The following is a 15,306-nucleotide window of genomic DNA, read 5'->3' on the forward strand; positions in this document are numbered from 1 at the left end:
ATGAAGCACCCCCCTCCCACCTACGAGGAACTGCGCCGCGACCGCCCGGAGATGTTCGCCAACGTTCCGGACGGGATCGAGGTCCTCCTCGACCCGGCCGACATCGAGGCGGCCCGGCGCAGCGTCGGATCCGACGAACCGGTCGGCGTGGTGTACGGCGACCGGTTCATCACGCTCGTCCGTGACGCCGTCCGCTTCCCCGGGGGCGGGCTGGGCCTCCACCTGCGGGTCCTGCCCGCGACAGGCGCCCCCGGGGTGGTGGTCCTGCCGCTGGTCGGCGCGGGCCCGGACGGCCCCGACGTCGTCCTGGTCGAGCACTACCGGCACGCCACCCGCGCCTGGCACCTGGAGGCACCGCGCGGCAACGGGGAAGCGGGGTCGGCGGCGCCCGAGAACGCGATCCGCGAGCTCAGGGAGGAACTGGGCGTCCGGCTCGACGAGTTGATCCCGCTCGGCAGGGTCCACGCCGACACCGGACTGCTCGGCTCGCACGCCGAGCTGTACGCGGCCCGCATCTCGGCGGTCGGGGCACTGGACACCGCGGAGGGCATCCGGCGGGCCGTCGTCATGCCGCTGCGCCGGGCCGAGGAGCTGATCGGGCGGGGTGGGATCACCGACGGCTACACCATCGCCGTCCTCACCCGCGCCCGACTGGCGGGACTCTTCCCGCAGGACCGGGACCACCCGGCCACCTGACGCACGCCGACGTCCGACCGCGCCGGCGTACGGTCCGGAACCGGCCGCTACAGCACCGGCAGCAGGGCCTTCAGCTCGAAGGCGGTGACCTCGGAGCGGTACTCCTCCCACTCGCGCTTCTTGTTGCGGAGGAAGAAGTCGAAGACGTGCTCGCCCAGTGTCTCGGCGACCAGTTCGCTGCGCTCCATCAGCGAGATCGCCTCGCCGAGGTTCTGCGGCAGCGGCTCGATGCCCATCGCGCGGCGCTCGGCGTCGGACAGGGCCCACACGTCGTCGTCGGCGCCCGCCGGGAGCTCGTAGCCCTCCTCGATGCCCTTGAGGCCCGCGGCCAGCAGTACCGCGTAGGTGAGGTAGGGGTTGGCGCCGGAGTCGATGGAGCGGACCTCCACGCGCGCGGAGCCGGTCTTGCCGGGCTTGTACATCGGGACGCGGATCAGTGCGGAGCGGTTGTTGTGGCCCCAGCAGATGTAGGAGGGGGCCTCGCCGCCCGAGCCCGCGGTGCGGGTGGAGCCGCCCCAGATGCGCTTGTAGGAGTTGACCCACTGGTTGGTGACGGCCGAGATCTCGGCGGCGTGCCGGAGGAGTCCGGCGATGAAGGACCGGCCGACCTTGGAGAGCTGGTACTCGGCGCCCGACTCGTAGAACGCGTTGCGGTCCCCCTCGAAGAGGGAGAGGTGGGTGTGCATGCCGGAGCCCGGGTACTCGCTGAACGGCTTCGGCATGAAGGACGCGTGGACGCCCTGCTCCAGCGCGACCTGCTTCATGACCAGGCGGAAGGTCATGACGTTGTCGGCGGTGGAGAGCGCGTCGGCGTACCGCAGGTCGATCTCCTGCTGGCCGGGGGCGCCCTCGTGGTGGCTGAACTCCACGGAGATGCCCATGGATTCGAGCATGGTGATCGCCTGGCGGCGGAAGTCCATGCCCACGTTCTGCGGAGTGTGGTCGAAGTAGCCGGAGCTGTCCGCGGGGGTGGGGCGGGTGCCGTCGACCGGCTTGTCCTTCAGGAGGAAGAACTCGATCTCGGGGTGGGTGTAGAAGGTGAAGCCGAGGTCCGAGGTCTTGGCGAGCATCCTCTTCAGGACGTAGCGCGGGTCCGCGAACGACGGGGAGCCGTCGGGCATCAGGATGTCGCAGAACATCCGCGCGGTGCCGGGGGCCTCCGCGCGCCACGGCAGGATCTGGAAGGTCCCGGGATCGGGCTTGGCGATCATGTCCGACTCGTACACCCGCGCGAAGCCCTCGATCGCCGAGCCGTCGAAGCCGATGCCCTCGTCGAATGCCTGTTCCAGCTCGGCGGGGGCGACGGCGACCGACTTGAGGAAGCCGAGCACATCGGTGAACCACAGGCGTACGAAGCGGATGTCGCGCTCCTCCAGCGTACGGAGCACGAATTCCTGCTGCTTGTCCATGTCTGCTGTCCTACCCATCCTTGCCGGTCAGGCCGCCTGCTCCCACGCTGCCGAGTACACCGGGGCACCCGAGCATGACACCACAGGATTTCCGGAAGGTTGCACACCGGCGTACTAAAGCATTGTCGGACACGCGGCCCGTGGTGCGCGCGTCCGGGTGCCTCAGCGGCGGACGGGGGTGCGAGGACGGCCCGCGGCTCAGGCGGTGTGGGCGATCTGGATGAGATTGCCGCAGGTGTCGTCGAACACGGCGACGGTCACCGGACCCATTTCGACCGGCTCCTGCGTGAAGCGCACACCGAGCCCCTGGAGGCGCGCGAACTCGGCGTGGACGTCGTCGACGGCGAAGGAGGTGTACGGGATGCCGTCCGCGACCAGCGCGTCCCTGAAGGGCTTCACGGCGGGGTGTCCGGACGGTTCGAGCAGCAGCTCGGTGCCGTCGGGGTCGGCCGGGGACACCACGGTGATCCAGCGGTCCTCACCCACCGGGACGTCGTTCTTCTTCAGGAAGCCGAGCACCTCGGTGTAGAAGCGCAGCGCCTCGGCCTGGTCGTCGACGAAGACGCCTGCCAGATTGATCTTCATGGGGACTCTCCTGGTGGTTCGGGTGCGGGACCTGAGGCCGTCCCGGCGGGGCTCGCGGGTGCGAGCCAGCGGTCGGTGAGGTGTTCCAGCGGCCCGGTGTTCAGATGGTGGAACTTGTAGCGGCCGTCGCGTCGCGTCTCGACGAGACCGGCGGCCTCCAGAAGGCCCAGATGCTGCGAGACGCCCTGTCTGGACAGGCTGAGGCCGTGCTTGGTCAGCAGCCGGGCGCAGATCTCGAAGAGTGTCTGTCCGTCGCGTTCGGCCAACTCGTCGAGGATCGTGCGGCGAGTCGGGTCGGCCAGGGCCCTGAACACATCATCGGACACACCGGCACTATAGGCAATCATTTCCTTGCCTATCAAGTCCGGCCGCCGCCCGGCGCCGGGCGGCGGGCGGCGGCCGGACTCAGTGGAGCGGAACCGCCGTGTCCGACCAGCCCAGCGGGTACGGCTCCCCGTCGTCACCCGGCATGGGCCGCTCCCCGCCCGCCTCGGTGAACGCCGTGAGGGCCTCCACGAGCGCCGTACGCTGCTCGGGAGCCAGCCGCTGGACGATCGAGGTGATCTCCCGGCGGCGCGCCGCCGAGACGTCCCGTACGAGCGTCCGGCCCTCCTCCGTGAGCCGCAGCACGGTCTCGCGCCGGTCGCCGGGATTGACCCCGCGCTCGGCGAGCCCGGCGGCGATGAGCCGGTCGACCATCCGCATCGCGGTGGAGGGGTTCACCCCCAGCCGCTCGGCGAGCGACACGAGTTTGGCGCCGCCCTGGCCCGAGAGGACCTTCAGCAGCCGGAACTGGGGCAGGGTGACCCGGTCCTGGACGGTGGCCAGTGAACGGACGGAGACGGCCACCAGCAGCCGTGAGGCGATCAGCACGGCCCGGGTGACATCGTCGACGTCGGGCTCGCTCGGCAGGGGTTCCGGAGGGTCGGCCATGCCTCTTTGTACCGCGCCGGGGCCCCCGCCGGCCCCTCCTCGTACCCCTGTGGTCACCACCGCCACAGGCACGTTCCGGACTCGGAACCCGCTGCGCCCTCCTGCTCGGCCACCTGTACGGACTACGATCTGCGCCCATGGGGGGACGGCGGCACATACGCGACGCGCGTCCCACGGCCTTGCTGAGCGCCGTGGTGACGCTGCTCGCCGCGCTCTACGTCTGTCTGGGCCCCTCCGACACGCACGACGCGCGGTCCTCGACCGTGCGGGCGGCAAAGGGCGTGGCGGCACAGCACACGGAGCGGACGGCCGGCGTCGGCATCACCCTCCGTACGGATGCGGAGGCGGCGGGGCCCGCCGCGGCCCCCGAGTACACCTGCCCCTACGACCGGGGCAACTGCCGCTTCGTCCCGCACCTCAGTCCGGCCGTGCTCACCGCGCCGCACCCCGCCGACCCGCTCGGCACCGACGACGTGGGTCCCGCGCGCCTCGCGCCGCCCTCCCACACCGGCCGGGTGTCCCGCTCCGGAGCGTTGCCCCGCGCGCCGGATCTCCACGTCCTTCAAGTACTGCGGACGTAGCCGGGCCCGCGCCCCCACCGGGTTCCAGTACCTCCCCCACCCCCGTTCCGCAGGTTTTCGAGAAGGACGAAACACACACCATGGCTTCCAAGTCCCAGAGCACCGAGCGCAAGGCCCGAATAGAGCAGATGCGCAAGGCCGAGCGCGCGCGTGAGCGGCGCAACCGCATCATCACGATCACGGCGAGCACGGTCGTGGTCGTGGCCCTCGTCGCCTTCGGCGCGTTCGTGCTGAACAAAGAGTCCGAGGACCAGAAGAAGGAAGAGCAGGCCGCCGCCGAGCCCGTGAAGGGCGAGAAGTCCTGGGACGCGAAGGAGCTGGGCCGCGACCACGTCGCCGAGGCGGTCGAGTACCCGCAGACGCCGCCGGTCGGCGGCAACCACAACCAGGTCTGGATGAACTGCGCCGGCGACGTCTACAAGGACGCCGTCCCCAACGTGAACGCGGTGCACTCGCTGGAGCACGGCGCGGTCTGGGTGACGTACAACGACAAGGCGCCCGAGAGTGACGTGAAGGCGCTCGGCGACCTCGTGGGCAAGACGCAGTACACGCTGATGAGCCCCGTGAAGGAGCAGGCCGGGGCGATCATGCTGACCGCGTGGGGCAAGCAGGTCACCGTCGACAGTGCGAAGGACCCGCGCGTCGACCAGTTCTTCGCCAAGTACGTGCAGGGCCCGCAGACACCTGAGCCGGGTGCCGCGTGCACCGGCGGAATGGGCGACCAGTGACCCGCACGAACTGGGCGGCCGTCACGGCGGTCGTACTCGCCCTGCTGTTCGCGGGCGCGGCCACGGTCGCCTCCGCGGGGCGCGAGGACCCGCCCCGCGCGAGCGCCACGCCCACGGAGAACTCGGCCGAGGCGGGCTTCGCCCGTGACATGGCGGTCCACCACCAGCAGGCGGTGGAGATGTCGTTCCTCGTGCGGGACGGCACGGACGACGAGGAGGTGCGCCGCCTCGCGTACGACATCGCCAACACCCAGGCGAACCAGCGCGGCATGCTGCTGGGCTGGCTGGACATGTGGAAGCTGCCCAAGGTCTCCACCGGCCAGGAGCCGATGGCCTGGATGGCGCGGGACGGCGGGCACGCGGGCATGGACGGCATGGAGGGCATGGATCACGGCGCCCACGAGGTCCGTGACGGCTCGCTGATGCCGGGCATGGCGACGAAGACGGAGCTGGCGGCCCTCGGGGCCGCCAAGGGCGAGAAGGCGGAGATCCTCTACCTCCAGCTGATGACCGACCACCACAAGGGCGGCGTCACGATGGCCCGTGGCTGCGCCGAGTTGTGCGAGGTCGACACCGAACGGGCCCTGGCCGAGGGCATGGTGACGGCGCAGCAGTCCGAACTGGGCCTGATGGCCGACCTCTTGAAGGCACGGGGCGCGAAGCCGCGCGCCTGACCACCGGGCGGGCCACACCTGCCCCCGCGAGCGCCGGGCGGGTCGCGTACGCGACCTGTCCGGCGCTTCCGTTTCCGCGCACGGTCCATGCGGCCGACGACATCGCTCACGCATCCGCGTTTCATGCACCCCTACCGCCTATTTCACCCGTACGGGTGACAGCGGTCGCGTACACCGGACGGCCCCATGACGATGGGGGCGCTCGGGGCGTACGGATTGAAGGAGGCAGGAACGCCATGACCACCGCCAAAGACATCATGCATCCCGGCGCCGACTGGATCCCCTCGCACGAGACCCTGGACCGGGCCGCGCAGCTCATGCGTGACCTGGACGTGGGCGCGCTCCCCATCGCCGACACCGGGGAACGGCTGGCCGGCATCCTGACGGACCGCGACATCGTCGTCGGCTGTGTGGCACAGGGCCACGACCCGGCGAAGGTCACCGCGGCCGAGATGGCCCACGGCACACCGCGGTGGATCGACGCGGCCGCGGACGTGGACGACGTGCTCATGGAGATGCAGGACCACCAGATCCGCCGGCTGCCGGTGATCGAGAACAAACGCCTGGTCGGCATGATCAGCGAGGCGGACCTGGCACAGCACCTGTCCGACGCGCAGATCGCGACGTGGATGGAACGGGTGTACGCCACCGGCTGACGGCCCTACGGACGCCCGTGGGCCCGGTACGGGTGTGCGGGCCGCGCCGCGGGGCGGCCCGCACACGCTTCCCCACGGCCCCGCCACCCATCGCGTCAGAAAGACGATTAGACTGTGCCCGTGCCTCAACTACGTCTCGCTCTGAATCAGATCGACTCGACCGTCGGCGATCTCGCCGCGAACGCCGAGGCGATCGTGCACTGGACCCGGCACTCCGCCGAACAGGGCGCGCATCTCGTCGCGTTCCCGGAGATGGTGCTGACCGGCTACCCCGTCGAGGACCTGGCCCTGCGGTCGTCCTTCGTCGAGGCGTCCCGCGACGCCCTGCGCGCGCTCGCCGGGCGGCTCGCCGACGAGGGCCTCGGGGAGCTGCCCGTCGTCGTGGGCTATCTCGACCGGTCCGAGCGGGACCGGCAGCGGATCGGACGGCCGGCCGGATCGCCACAGAACGCCGCGGCGGTGCTGCACCGGGGCGGCGTGGCGCTGACGTTCGCCAAGCACCACCTGCCCAACTACGGCGTCTTCGACGAGTTCCGCCACTTCGTGCCGGGCGACACCATGCCCGTCGTCCGGGTGCGCGGCGTCGATGTCGCGCTCGCGATCTGCGAGGACCTCTGGCAGGACGGCGGCCGGGTCCCGGCCACCCGTTCCGTGGGCGCCGGGCTGCTGCTGTCGATCAACGCCTCGCCGTACGAGCAGGCCAAGGACGACACCCGGCTGGAGCTCGTACGCAAGCGCGCTCAGGAGGCCGGCTGTGTCACCGCCTATCTGGCGATGATCGGCGGCCAGGACGAGCTGGTCTTCGACGGCGACTCGATCGTCGTCGACAGGGACGGCGAAGTGATCGCGCGCGCACCGCAGTTCGCCGAGGGCTGTGTGGTGCTGGACCTCGATCTGCCGGCCGCCGCCACCGAACCGCCGGGCGGCACCGTGGACGACGGTCTGCGGGTCGACCACGTCGTCCTGTCCGAGGAGCCCGTCCCCGCCTACGAGGCGGAGCTGGGCGGCGGCCACGCCGACCGGCTGGACGACGACGAGGAGGTCTACTCCGCCCTGGTGGTGGGCCTGCGCGCGTACGCCGCCAAGAACGGCTTCAGGTCCGTCCTGATCGGCCTCTCCGGCGGCATCGACTCGGCGCTCGTCGCCGCGATCGCCTGCGACGCGCTCGGCGCCGGGAACGTCCACGGCGTCTCGATGCCGTCCAAGTACTCGTCGGACCACTCACGGGGCGACGCGGCGGAACTCGCCCGCCGTACGGGGCTGAACTTCCGCACCGTCCCCATCGAGCCGATGTTCGACGCGTACATGGACTCGCTCTCCCTGACCGGGCTCGCGGAGGAGAACCTCCAGTCGCGGCTGCGCGGCACGATGCTGATGGCGCTCTCCAACCAGGAGGGCCAGATCGTGCTCGCGCCGGGCAACAAGTCCGAGCTGGCGGTGGGGTATTCGACGCTGTACGGCGACTCCGTCGGCGCGTACGGCCCGATCAAGGACGTCTACAAGACGACGGTCTTCCGGCTCGCCCGCTGGCGCAACCGCGCCGCCGAGGAACGCGGTCAGGCCCCGCCCATCCCGGAGAACTCGATCTCCAAGCCGCCGAGCGCCGAACTGCGCCCCGGCCAGGTCGACACGGACTCGCTGCCGGACTACGACGTGCTGGACCGGATACTGGCGATGTACGTCGACCGCGACCAGGGCAAGGACGCGATCGTCGCGGCGGGCTTCGATCCGGCGGTGGTGGCGAAGACGCTGCGCATGGTGGACACGGCGGAGTACAAGCGGCGGCAGTACCCGCCGGGCACCAAGATCTCCGCGAAGGGCTTCGGCAAGGACCGGCGGCTGCCGATCACCAACCGCTGGCGGGAATCGCCGACCGCCTGAGCCCCGGCCCGCTGGAACACCGGCCGCCGAACACCCCTCCCGCCGAACGGGGTCGCCTACTGCGAGAGTTCGATACGGGCGGCGATCGGCAGATGGTCGCTGCCCGTGCGGGGCAGCGTCCACGACGACTTCGGCTCGACGCCCTTGACCATGATCTGGTCGATCCGTGCCATCGGGAAGGCGGCGGGCCAGCTGAAGCCGTAGCCGTCGCCGGCGGCGCCCTGGGTGGAACGCATCTGCGACGTCACGGCGTTCAGGGAACGGTCGTTCATCGTGCCGTTGAGGTCGCCGAGCAGGACGATCCGGTCCATGCGCTCGTCGGCGATCGCCTCACCGAGGGCGTCGGCGCTGTCGTCCCGCTGGTTGGCGGTGAAGCCGGCGTGCAGTTTGACGCGTACGGACGGCAGGTGCGCCACGTAGACGGCGATCGCGCCCTGGGGTGTCATCACCGTGGACCGCATCGCGCGCGTCCAGCCCATCCGGATGTCGACGGGGCGGCTGCCGCTCAGCGGGTACTTGCTCCAGAGCCCCACCGTGCCCTGCACCGAGCGGTACTTGTACGTCGCGCCCAGCGCCTTCTCGTACGTGGGAACCGCCGACGCCTTCAGCTCCTCCAGCGCCACGACGTCCGCGCCGGACTCCACGATCTCCCGCGCGGTTCCCTCGGGGTCGGGGTTCTCGGCGTTGACGTTGTGCGTGGCGACCGTCAGATCGCCGCCGGTGCCCGACTTTCCGATGAGCAGTCCGCCGAAGAGGTTGACCCAGACGACGGTCGGCAGCAGCAGCGCGATCAGCGCGGTGGCGGAGCGCCGTACCAGCGCGGCCACGAGAAGCACGGGTACGAGAAGTCCCAGCCACGGCAGGAAGGTCTCCATGAGACTGCCCAAGTTGCCGATGCGGTTGGGGACCTGGGCGTGCAGGATCATCAGCAGCGCCGTCAGGACGGCGAGCACCGCGACGACGACGCCCCGCCGCCAGATGCCCCGGTCGCCGCGCCAGCGGTCGGCGAGGGTCCGGATCCGGCTCTTGGGAGGGTCGTTGTCGTCGGCGCCGTCCACCCGGGACTCAGCCGTGTACTCCTGCGTCATTCCGCCGCCCTCACTGCCTTGCCGTTCACGCCCGCCACCGACCCTAGGCGATGACGCGCGCATTCCCCGCCGTCCCCGACGGCCGTACGGGCAGAAGGACGACCGTCGTGGGGCGTCGGGTTCCGGACACGGGCGGTTACCGGGCGGCTGTGACACATGACGCACGACGGGCGAGGCCGCGCGGCGGGCGGTCAGCTCCCCGTGTCACCGGCCGTCCCACCGGCGCTCTCCCCGGCCCCGGCCCCGGCTCCGGCCCCGTGCTTGCCCTGGGCCTTGTTCCCGGCTCCGTCCCTGGGGCGGAGCCCTTCGAGCAGCGCCCGGAGGATGCGTTCGGCGAGGTCGTCGTCCAGCGGGGCGTCCTTGCGGTGAATGGTGCGCACCAGCATGGGGCCGACGATGAGTTCGTCGATCAGCTCCACGTCGATGTCGTCCCGGAGTTCACCCGCGGCGACGGCGCGGCGCACCGCCGCCGTCATGGCGGCGCGCCGCGGCGCGATCACGGTGTGGTGATACGCGTCCCACAGCTTCGGATGGCTCTTCATCTGTGCGAAGACGTTGTACAGCAGGGCGGAGCTGCGCTGCGCGAGACCGCGTCTGCGCAGGGATTCCAGACCGACGAGGATGTCCGCGAGGCCGGAGGTCCCCGACAGGGCGGGCTCGGGCGGCTCGATGGCGCGCAGGACGTCGACGAAGAGCTCTTCCTTGTCGCTCCAGCGCCGGTAGATGGTGGCCTTGCCGACGCCCGCCGTCCGCGCGATGCGCTCGATGGAGAGCCCCGCCAGCGGCTCCCCCTCTTCGAGAAGCTTCACCACGGCCTGCAGGATGGCGCGTTCGGCCGCCTCACTGCGCGGCCGGCCTCGCCGGGGCTCCTGCCCCTGGTCCCGCTCCTGCCCTCGCAACGGCCCACCTTTCGCCCTGCCCCGCCACCCGCACGCCGCGCACGGTCCGCCCGATTCTCGCCGACGCCGGCGTGCCCGGTCGAACGCCCGACACCGGCCGATGCCCCGGCCGGAAAGGTCGACCCTCTCGCGCGGCACTTGAGCGGCGCTTGATTCCGACCACCGGACGGTGCCCCGACCGGGGCCCTGGGGCGTATCCGCAGAGTCCCGCCCGGCCCGCGGGCGGACGGCGCCGCTTTCCGGACAGAACCTAGTCGTGGACGGCCGGCGCCGCCTCGACCGGGCGCTCCGACCGCTCCTGCGGTGTGGACCGCTCCGGGGCCGTACGGCCCGGCATGAAGAGCGCGACCACGACGGTGCCGATCAGCGCGACAGCGGCCGAGCCGAGGGCCGTGACGTGCATGGCGCTCAGGAAGGCGTCGTTCGCGGAGGAGACCAACGGGGCGCCGGCGGGGCCGAGTTTCTCGGCGACGGCCAGGGTCGCCTCGATCGACTCCCCCGCCGTGTCACGCGCCGCGGCCGGGACGGCGCCGAGGTGCCCCTCGATCTCGCCGCGGTAGGTGGTGGAGAGCAGCGAGCCGAGTACGGCGATGCCGAGCGCGCCGCCGACCTGCCGGAAGGTGTTGTTGACGGCCGATCCCGAGCCGGCCTTCTCGCGCGGCAGGGCCTGCATGACGGCGACCGTCACCGGCGGCATGATGTGGGCCATTCCGGTGCCCTGGACGAAGAAGACCAGGCACAGCACCCAGACGGGCGTGGTGGCGTCGAAGAGGGAGAACGCCGCGAGACCGGCCGCGACGAGCAGCATGCCGCCGGTGCAGACCGCGCGGGCGCCGAACCGGTCCACGACGAGCCGGGCGCGCGGCGCGAAGACCATCTGCGCCACGGCGAGCGGCACGATCAGCAGGCCCGAGTCGAGCGCGCTGTATCCGCGCACGCTCTGGAGGTAGAAGGCCGAGAAGAAGGTCACACCCATCAGCGCGAAGAAGACCAGCGCGATCGCGGCGACGGCGGCGGAGAAGGCCGGCTTCTTGAAGTAGGACATATCCATCGACGGGTGGTCGCTGCGCTTCTCGTGCACGACGAACGCGGCCAGGACGGCCAGACCGCCGGTGATCGAGGCCAGCACCGTGGCGTCGGTGAAGTCGGCGAGTTCGCCCGCGCGGATGATCCCGTACACGAGCAGGACGAGGCCGACGATCGACAGCAGTACGCCGACCGGGTCGACACGGCCGGGGTCGGGGTCCTTGGAGTCCGGCACCAGCAGCGCCATCGCGATCAGCGCGATGATCACCACCGGGACGTTGACCAGGAAGATCGAGCCCCACCAGAAGTGTTCGAGCAGTACGCCGCCGGTGATCGGCCCTATGGCGATGGCCAGTCCGACGCTGCCCGCCCAGATGCCGATGGCCTTGGGCTGCTCCTCGCGCTCGAAGACGTTCATCAGGACGGCGAGGGTGGCCGGCATCACGAACGCGGCACCGAAGCCCATCACGGCGCGGTACGTGATGAGTTCACCGGGCGATCCGGACATCGCGGCGAGCGCGGAGCCGATGCCGAAGACGACGATGCCGAAGAGCAGCACCCTCTTGCGGCCGAAGCGGTCGCCGAGCAGACCGGAGGTGAAGAGCAGACCCGCGAAGACGAGGGTGTAGGAGTTTATGGCCCACTCCAGCTCGCTCTGGGTGGCGCCGATCCCGACCGGCTCGGGGCTCGCGATCGTCTTGACCGCGACGTTCAGGATCGAGTTGTCGAGCACCACGATGAGCAGGCTGAACATGAGGACGCCGAGGATGGCCCAGCGTCGCCGGTGGACGGCTTCGGGGACCCGGCGCTCCGTGACGCGGACGCCGGGCGGCGCGGAGGACGGTGGCGGTGGTGCGGACGAGGGTGAGGGTGTGGGCATGACGACGAGCGTAAGCCCATTTCAATACGATACCGTCTCGTATTGTAAATTCTTTACCCGGGGACCGGTGAGAACGGAGTAGCCCCACTTCCCGTCGGTGGCACCCGGATGCCACCATGGACACGGTCCGGGGACACCGTCAGGGTGCCTCGAGATGACGAAGGAGTCGTAAGCCATGACGTCCGAGGCTGCGCAGAACCCCTCACGTGATCCCAAGTCGCTGTACGGCGGCACGGGCACCCGCCGCGTCACCGTCCATGACGTCGCCGCCGCCAAGCGGCGCGGCGAGAAGTGGCCCATGCTCACCGCGTACGACGCGATGACCGCGTCCGTGTTCGACGAGGCCGGTATCCCGGTCATGCTCGTCGGCGACTCGATGGGCAATGTCCACCTCGGCTACGAGACGACCGTACCCGTCACCCTCGACGAGATGACGATGCTCTCCGCGGCCGTCGTGCGGGGCACCAGGCGCGCCCTCGTCGTCGGCGACCTCCCCTTCGGCTCGTACCAGGAAGGGCCCGTACAGGCCCTGCGCAGCGCCACACGCCTGGTCAAGGACGCCGGGGTGGGCGCGGTCAAGCTGGAGGGCGGCGAGCGCTCGCTGCCGCAGACGGAGCTGCTCGTCCAGGCCGGCATACCGGTGATGTCGCACCTCGGTCTGACGCCGCAGTCCGTGAACACGCTGGGCTACCGGGTCCAGGGCCGCGGCGACGAGGCCGCGCACCGCCTCCTGCACGACGCCAAGGCGGCGCAGGCGGCCGGCGCGTTCGCGGTGGTGCTGGAGCTGGTGCCCGCCGAGGTCGCCGCCGAGGTCACCCGGTCGCTGGAGATCCCGACCATCGGCATCGGCGCCGGTCCCGACACCGACGCGCAGGTGCTCGTGTACACGGACATGGTGGGTCTGACGGGCGGCAAGGTGCCGCGCTTCACCAAGCAGTACGCGAACCTCCGCCGGACGCTCGGCGACGCCGCCAAGGCGTTCGCGGACGAGGTCGTCGGAGGAACGTTCCCGCAGGAAGAGCACACCTTCCACTAGCACCACCACAGCAGCCACTGCCGCAAGAGAAGACAGCCCGCCGACATCCCCCATCGGCGGGCTGTCGGCGTTCCAGGCATCCGGCGGACGGCTGTCGGCTGGCTGTCGGGCGGATGTCGGTCGCCTGTCGGTGGCGGCTGGCACGATCGACGGCATGACGCGAATCGACACAATCCCTGCCGACGGCAACTCGGCCGTCACGGTGCGGGGCCTGTCAAGCACTACGGTGCGACCAAGCGCTGGACGGGGTCGACCTGGACGTGCGCGAAGGCACGGTCCTCGGAGTCCTCGGGCCCAACGGCGCCGGCAAGACCACCCTCGTACGCTGCCTGTCCACCCTGATCCTGCCCGACGCCGGCACGGCCGTCGTGGCCGGTTACGACGTGGTGAGGCAGCCGCGGCAGCTCCGCCGCACCATCGGCCCCACCGGGCAGTACGCCTCGGTGGACGAGAAGCTCTCCGGCCGGGAGAACCTGTACATGATCGGGCGGCTGCTCGATCTGTCCCGTACGACGGCCCGCGGGCGGGCGGACGAGCTGCTGGAGCGGTTCTCGCTCACCGAGGCGGCGCGAAAGCCGGTGCTCCAGTACTCCGGCGGCATGCGCAGGCGGCTGGATTTCGCCGCCTCGATGATCGGGCAGCCCGCGGTGCTCTATCCGGACGAGCCGACGACGGGCCTCGACCCCCGCACCCGTAACGAGGTGTGGGCGGAGGTCCAGCGGATGGTCTCCGAGGGAGTGACCGTCCTGCTCACCACGCAGTACATGGAGGAGGCCGAGCAGCTCGCGAGCGAGCTGACGGTCATCGACCGCGGCCGGGTCGTCGCGGGCGGCAAGGTCGACGAGCTGAAGGCGCGGGTCGGCGGCCGGACCCTGGAGATCCGCCCCACCGACCCCGCCCGGCTGCCGGAGATGGCACGGGCGCTGAGTGAGACCGGCCTGGACGGTGTCGCGGGGTCGCAGATCAACGACGGCATGCTGTTCGTGCCCATCCTCGCCGATGTGCAACTGACCGCCGTGATCGGCCTGCTGGCCGGGCGCGGGTTCGACATCGCGCACATCGGCACCCATCTGCCCAGTCTGGACGAGGTGTTCCTGGCGATCACGGGCGAGAAGACGAGCGAACAGGCCGACGACGTGCGCGACGCCGCCCGCGACGACGCGCGGACGAAGGAGGTCGCGGCATGAGTACGGTGACGACGACGGAAGTGACGGACACCGCGCCGTCCCCCCGCCCCGAACCGCCCCTCCGGGCGGTCTCCGACGAGGGCCGGATCGGCCTGCGGGCCAATCTGCGGCCCATCGGCGCCCTCGCGCGCCGCAATGTCCTCCAGATCAAGCAGGACCCGGAGTCGATGTTCGACGTCCTGCTGATGCCGATCGTCTTCACGCTGCTGTTCGTGTTCGTCTTCGGCGGGGCCGTCGCGGGCAAGGGCAACCAGTCCGAGTACGTCAGCTATCTGGTGCCCGGTCTGATGGCGATGATGGGGCTCAACGTCTCGATGGCGGTGGGCAGCGGGATCAACGAGGACTTCCAGAAGGGGGTCATGGACCGGTTCCGGACGATGCCGATCGCCCGGTCGTCCGTCCTCATCGCGAAGATCGTGGTCGAGGTCGGCCGGATGATGGTCGCCTTCGCGATCCTGCTGATCGTGGGCTTCGTGCTCGGTATGGAGATCGAGAAGACGGACAGGGTGGCCAGCGCGGTCCGCTCGACGGGGTCGAGCAGGTCCCACGACCAGTCCACGACGGCGCGCAGCGTCTGCTGTCTGGGCAGTACGGTGCGGCTGCCGCCGGTCAGCAGCCGGAAGCGGTCGTCCAGGCGGTCGGCGATCTGCCGGGGGGTGAGCATCCGCAGCCGGGCGGCGGCCAGTTCGATGGCGAGCGGCAGCCCGTCGAGCCGGCGGCAGATCTCGTCGGCCGCGACGGGGTCCTCGTCCGTACGGAAGCCGGGCCGGGCGGCGGCGCCGCGGTCGGCGAGCAGCCGCAGCGCCAGTACGGTCAGCAGCGCGCGCAGCCTGGAGCCGCCGACGGCGTACGGGGTGCCGTCGGCGCGCAGGGCCCGCGTGGGGCCGAGAAGCCGGTAGCGCACCCCACCATTGTCCGGCACGGCCATCCGGTCGGCCGCCCGCTCCCCCGAGTCCGCCGTCCTCATGCGCCGCCCCGGCCCTCCCGCCGTCTGCCCGTACGCCGCCCCGCGCCGCCGGAACCGACCCCCGCGGGCGAGACGTACTC

At 70.9% G+C, this 15,306-nt stretch carries 15 protein-coding genes and 1 pseudogene; 9 read left to right on the forward strand and 7 right to left on the reverse strand.

Going from position 1 to position 15,306, the window contains the following annotated elements:
* Positions 1-696: an NUDIX hydrolase gene (locus SSPS47_RS08530; RefSeq protein WP_164249959.1), complete on the forward strand. Its 696-nt coding sequence runs from the start codon at positions 1-3 to the stop codon at positions 694-696.
* A 47-nt stretch (positions 697-743) separates the two neighbouring features.
* On the opposite strand, the gene glnA is transcribed toward SSPS47_RS08530, so the two are convergent.
* The 4 genes from glnA to SSPS47_RS08550 form a co-directional block, all read right to left on the reverse strand.
* Positions 744-2,105: a type I glutamate--ammonia ligase gene (gene glnA, locus SSPS47_RS08535; protein WP_078077637.1), complete on the reverse strand. Its 1,362-nt coding sequence runs from the start codon at positions 2,103-2,105 to the stop codon at positions 744-746.
* Positions 2,106-2,303: 198 nt separating this feature from the next.
* Positions 2,304-2,690, reverse strand: coding sequence for a VOC family protein (locus SSPS47_RS08540; RefSeq protein WP_164249961.1), 387 nt, complete (start codon positions 2,688-2,690; stop codon positions 2,304-2,306).
* Positions 2,687-3,016: a metalloregulator ArsR/SmtB family transcription factor gene (locus SSPS47_RS08545; RefSeq protein WP_203557801.1), complete on the reverse strand. Its 330-nt coding sequence runs from the start codon at positions 3,014-3,016 to the stop codon at positions 2,687-2,689. The genes SSPS47_RS08540 and SSPS47_RS08545 overlap by 4 nt, the downstream gene beginning before the upstream one ends.
* Positions 3,017-3,095: 79 nt before the next feature.
* Positions 3,096-3,623 (reverse strand): MarR family transcriptional regulator, encoded by a 528-nt coding sequence (locus tag SSPS47_RS08550; protein ID WP_147872748.1) that lies wholly within the window; start codon positions 3,621-3,623, stop codon positions 3,096-3,098.
* Positions 3,624-3,760: 137 nt separating this feature from the next.
* Between SSPS47_RS08550 and SSPS47_RS08555 the strand changes: the two genes are divergently transcribed.
* The 5 genes from SSPS47_RS08555 to SSPS47_RS08575 all read left to right on the forward strand — a co-directional run bounded on the left by SSPS47_RS08555 (position 3,761) and on the right by SSPS47_RS08575 (position 8,143).
* Complete coding sequence (locus SSPS47_RS08555; protein WP_164249965.1) at positions 3,761-4,204, forward strand: hypothetical protein; 444 nt, start codon at positions 3,761-3,763, stop codon at positions 4,202-4,204.
* An 80-nt stretch (positions 4,205-4,284) separates the two neighbouring features.
* Positions 4,285-4,932: a DUF3105 domain-containing protein gene (locus SSPS47_RS08560; protein WP_164249968.1), complete on the forward strand. Its 648-nt coding sequence runs from the start codon at positions 4,285-4,287 to the stop codon at positions 4,930-4,932.
* Positions 4,929-5,606 (forward strand): DUF305 domain-containing protein, encoded by a 678-nt coding sequence (locus SSPS47_RS08565; RefSeq protein ID WP_164249970.1) that lies wholly within the window; start codon positions 4,929-4,931, stop codon positions 5,604-5,606. Before SSPS47_RS08560 ends, SSPS47_RS08565 begins: the two co-directional genes overlap by 4 nt.
* A gap of 236 nt (positions 5,607-5,842) precedes the next feature.
* Positions 5,843-6,262: a CBS domain-containing protein gene (locus SSPS47_RS08570; RefSeq protein WP_147872756.1), complete on the forward strand. Its 420-nt coding sequence runs from the start codon at positions 5,843-5,845 to the stop codon at positions 6,260-6,262.
* A 120-nt stretch (positions 6,263-6,382) separates the two neighbouring features.
* Positions 6,383-8,143 carry an NAD+ synthase gene (locus SSPS47_RS08575; RefSeq protein WP_164249972.1) on the forward strand — a complete coding sequence of 587 codons (1,761 nt, stop codon included), beginning with the start codon at positions 6,383-6,385 and terminating at the stop codon, positions 8,141-8,143.
* 56 nt (positions 8,144-8,199) lie between these two features.
* On the opposite strand, the gene SSPS47_RS08580 is transcribed toward SSPS47_RS08575, so the two are convergent.
* The 3 genes from SSPS47_RS08580 to SSPS47_RS08590 form a co-directional block, all read right to left on the reverse strand.
* Positions 8,200-9,231 carry an endonuclease/exonuclease/phosphatase family protein gene (locus SSPS47_RS08580; protein ID WP_164249974.1) on the reverse strand — a complete coding sequence of 344 codons (1,032 nt, stop codon included), beginning with the start codon at positions 9,229-9,231 and terminating at the stop codon, positions 8,200-8,202.
* Positions 9,232-9,422: 191 nt separating this feature from the next.
* Positions 9,423-10,130: a TetR/AcrR family transcriptional regulator gene (locus SSPS47_RS08585; RefSeq protein WP_164249976.1), complete on the reverse strand. Its 708-nt coding sequence runs from the start codon at positions 10,128-10,130 to the stop codon at positions 9,423-9,425.
* A gap of 250 nt (positions 10,131-10,380) precedes the next feature.
* A complete protein-coding gene (locus tag SSPS47_RS08590; protein ID WP_164249978.1) occupies positions 10,381-12,036 on the reverse strand; it encodes an MFS transporter in 1,656 nt (551 codons plus the stop codon).
* Between the two features lie 175 nt (positions 12,037-12,211).
* Here SSPS47_RS08590 and panB point away from each other — a divergent pair, with 175 nt between their 5' ends.
* From panB to SSPS47_RS35255, 3 genes and pseudogenes are all read left to right on the forward strand, one after another.
* Positions 12,212-13,072 (forward strand): 3-methyl-2-oxobutanoate hydroxymethyltransferase, encoded by an 861-nt coding sequence (gene panB / locus SSPS47_RS08595; protein WP_164249980.1) that lies wholly within the window; start codon positions 12,212-12,214, stop codon positions 13,070-13,072.
* Positions 13,073-13,226: 154 nt separating this feature from the next.
* Positions 13,227-14,259: pseudogene (locus tag SSPS47_RS08600) on the forward strand (ATP-binding cassette domain-containing protein).
* Positions 14,256-15,158 carry an ABC transporter permease gene (locus tag SSPS47_RS35255; protein ID WP_239064812.1) on the forward strand — a complete coding sequence of 301 codons (903 nt, stop codon included), beginning with the start codon at positions 14,256-14,258 and terminating at the stop codon, positions 15,156-15,158. The pseudogene SSPS47_RS08600 and the gene SSPS47_RS35255 overlap by 4 nt, the downstream one beginning before the upstream one ends.
* Positions 15,159-15,306 lie beyond the last annotated feature (148 nt).

This window comes from Streptomyces sp. S4.7 (genome assembly GCF_010384365.1).
In the GTDB taxonomy this organism is placed as follows: domain Bacteria; phylum Actinomycetota; class Actinomycetes; order Streptomycetales; family Streptomycetaceae; genus Streptomyces.

Coding starts and splice junctions, on each gene's coding strand:
- SSPS47_RS08590 (WP_164249978.1), bottom strand. CDS start 12,036: ATGCCCACACCCTCACCCTCGTCCGCACCACCGCCACCGTCCTCCGCG.
- glnA (WP_078077637.1), bottom strand. CDS start 2,105: ATGGACAAGCAGCAGGAATTCGTGCTCCGTACGCTGGAGGAGCGCGAC.
- SSPS47_RS08555 (WP_164249965.1), top strand. CDS start 3,761: ATGGGGGGACGGCGGCACATACGCGACGCGCGTCCCACGGCCTTGCTG.
- SSPS47_RS08530 (WP_164249959.1), top strand. CDS start 1: ATGAAGCACCCCCCTCCCACCTACGAGGAACTGCGCCGCGACCGCCCG.
- SSPS47_RS08580 (WP_164249974.1), bottom strand. CDS start 9,231: ATGACGCAGGAGTACACGGCTGAGTCCCGGGTGGACGGCGCCGACGAC.
- SSPS47_RS35255 (WP_239064812.1), top strand. CDS start 14,256: ATGAGTACGGTGACGACGACGGAAGTGACGGACACCGCGCCGTCCCCC.
- panB (WP_164249980.1), top strand. CDS start 12,212: ATGACGTCCGAGGCTGCGCAGAACCCCTCACGTGATCCCAAGTCGCTG.
- SSPS47_RS08570 (WP_147872756.1), top strand. CDS start 5,843: ATGACCACCGCCAAAGACATCATGCATCCCGGCGCCGACTGGATCCCC.
- SSPS47_RS08540 (WP_164249961.1), bottom strand. CDS start 2,690: ATGAAGATCAATCTGGCAGGCGTCTTCGTCGACGACCAGGCCGAGGCG.
- SSPS47_RS08550 (WP_147872748.1), bottom strand. CDS start 3,623: ATGGCCGACCCTCCGGAACCCCTGCCGAGCGAGCCCGACGTCGACGAT.
- SSPS47_RS08560 (WP_164249968.1), top strand. CDS start 4,285: ATGGCTTCCAAGTCCCAGAGCACCGAGCGCAAGGCCCGAATAGAGCAG.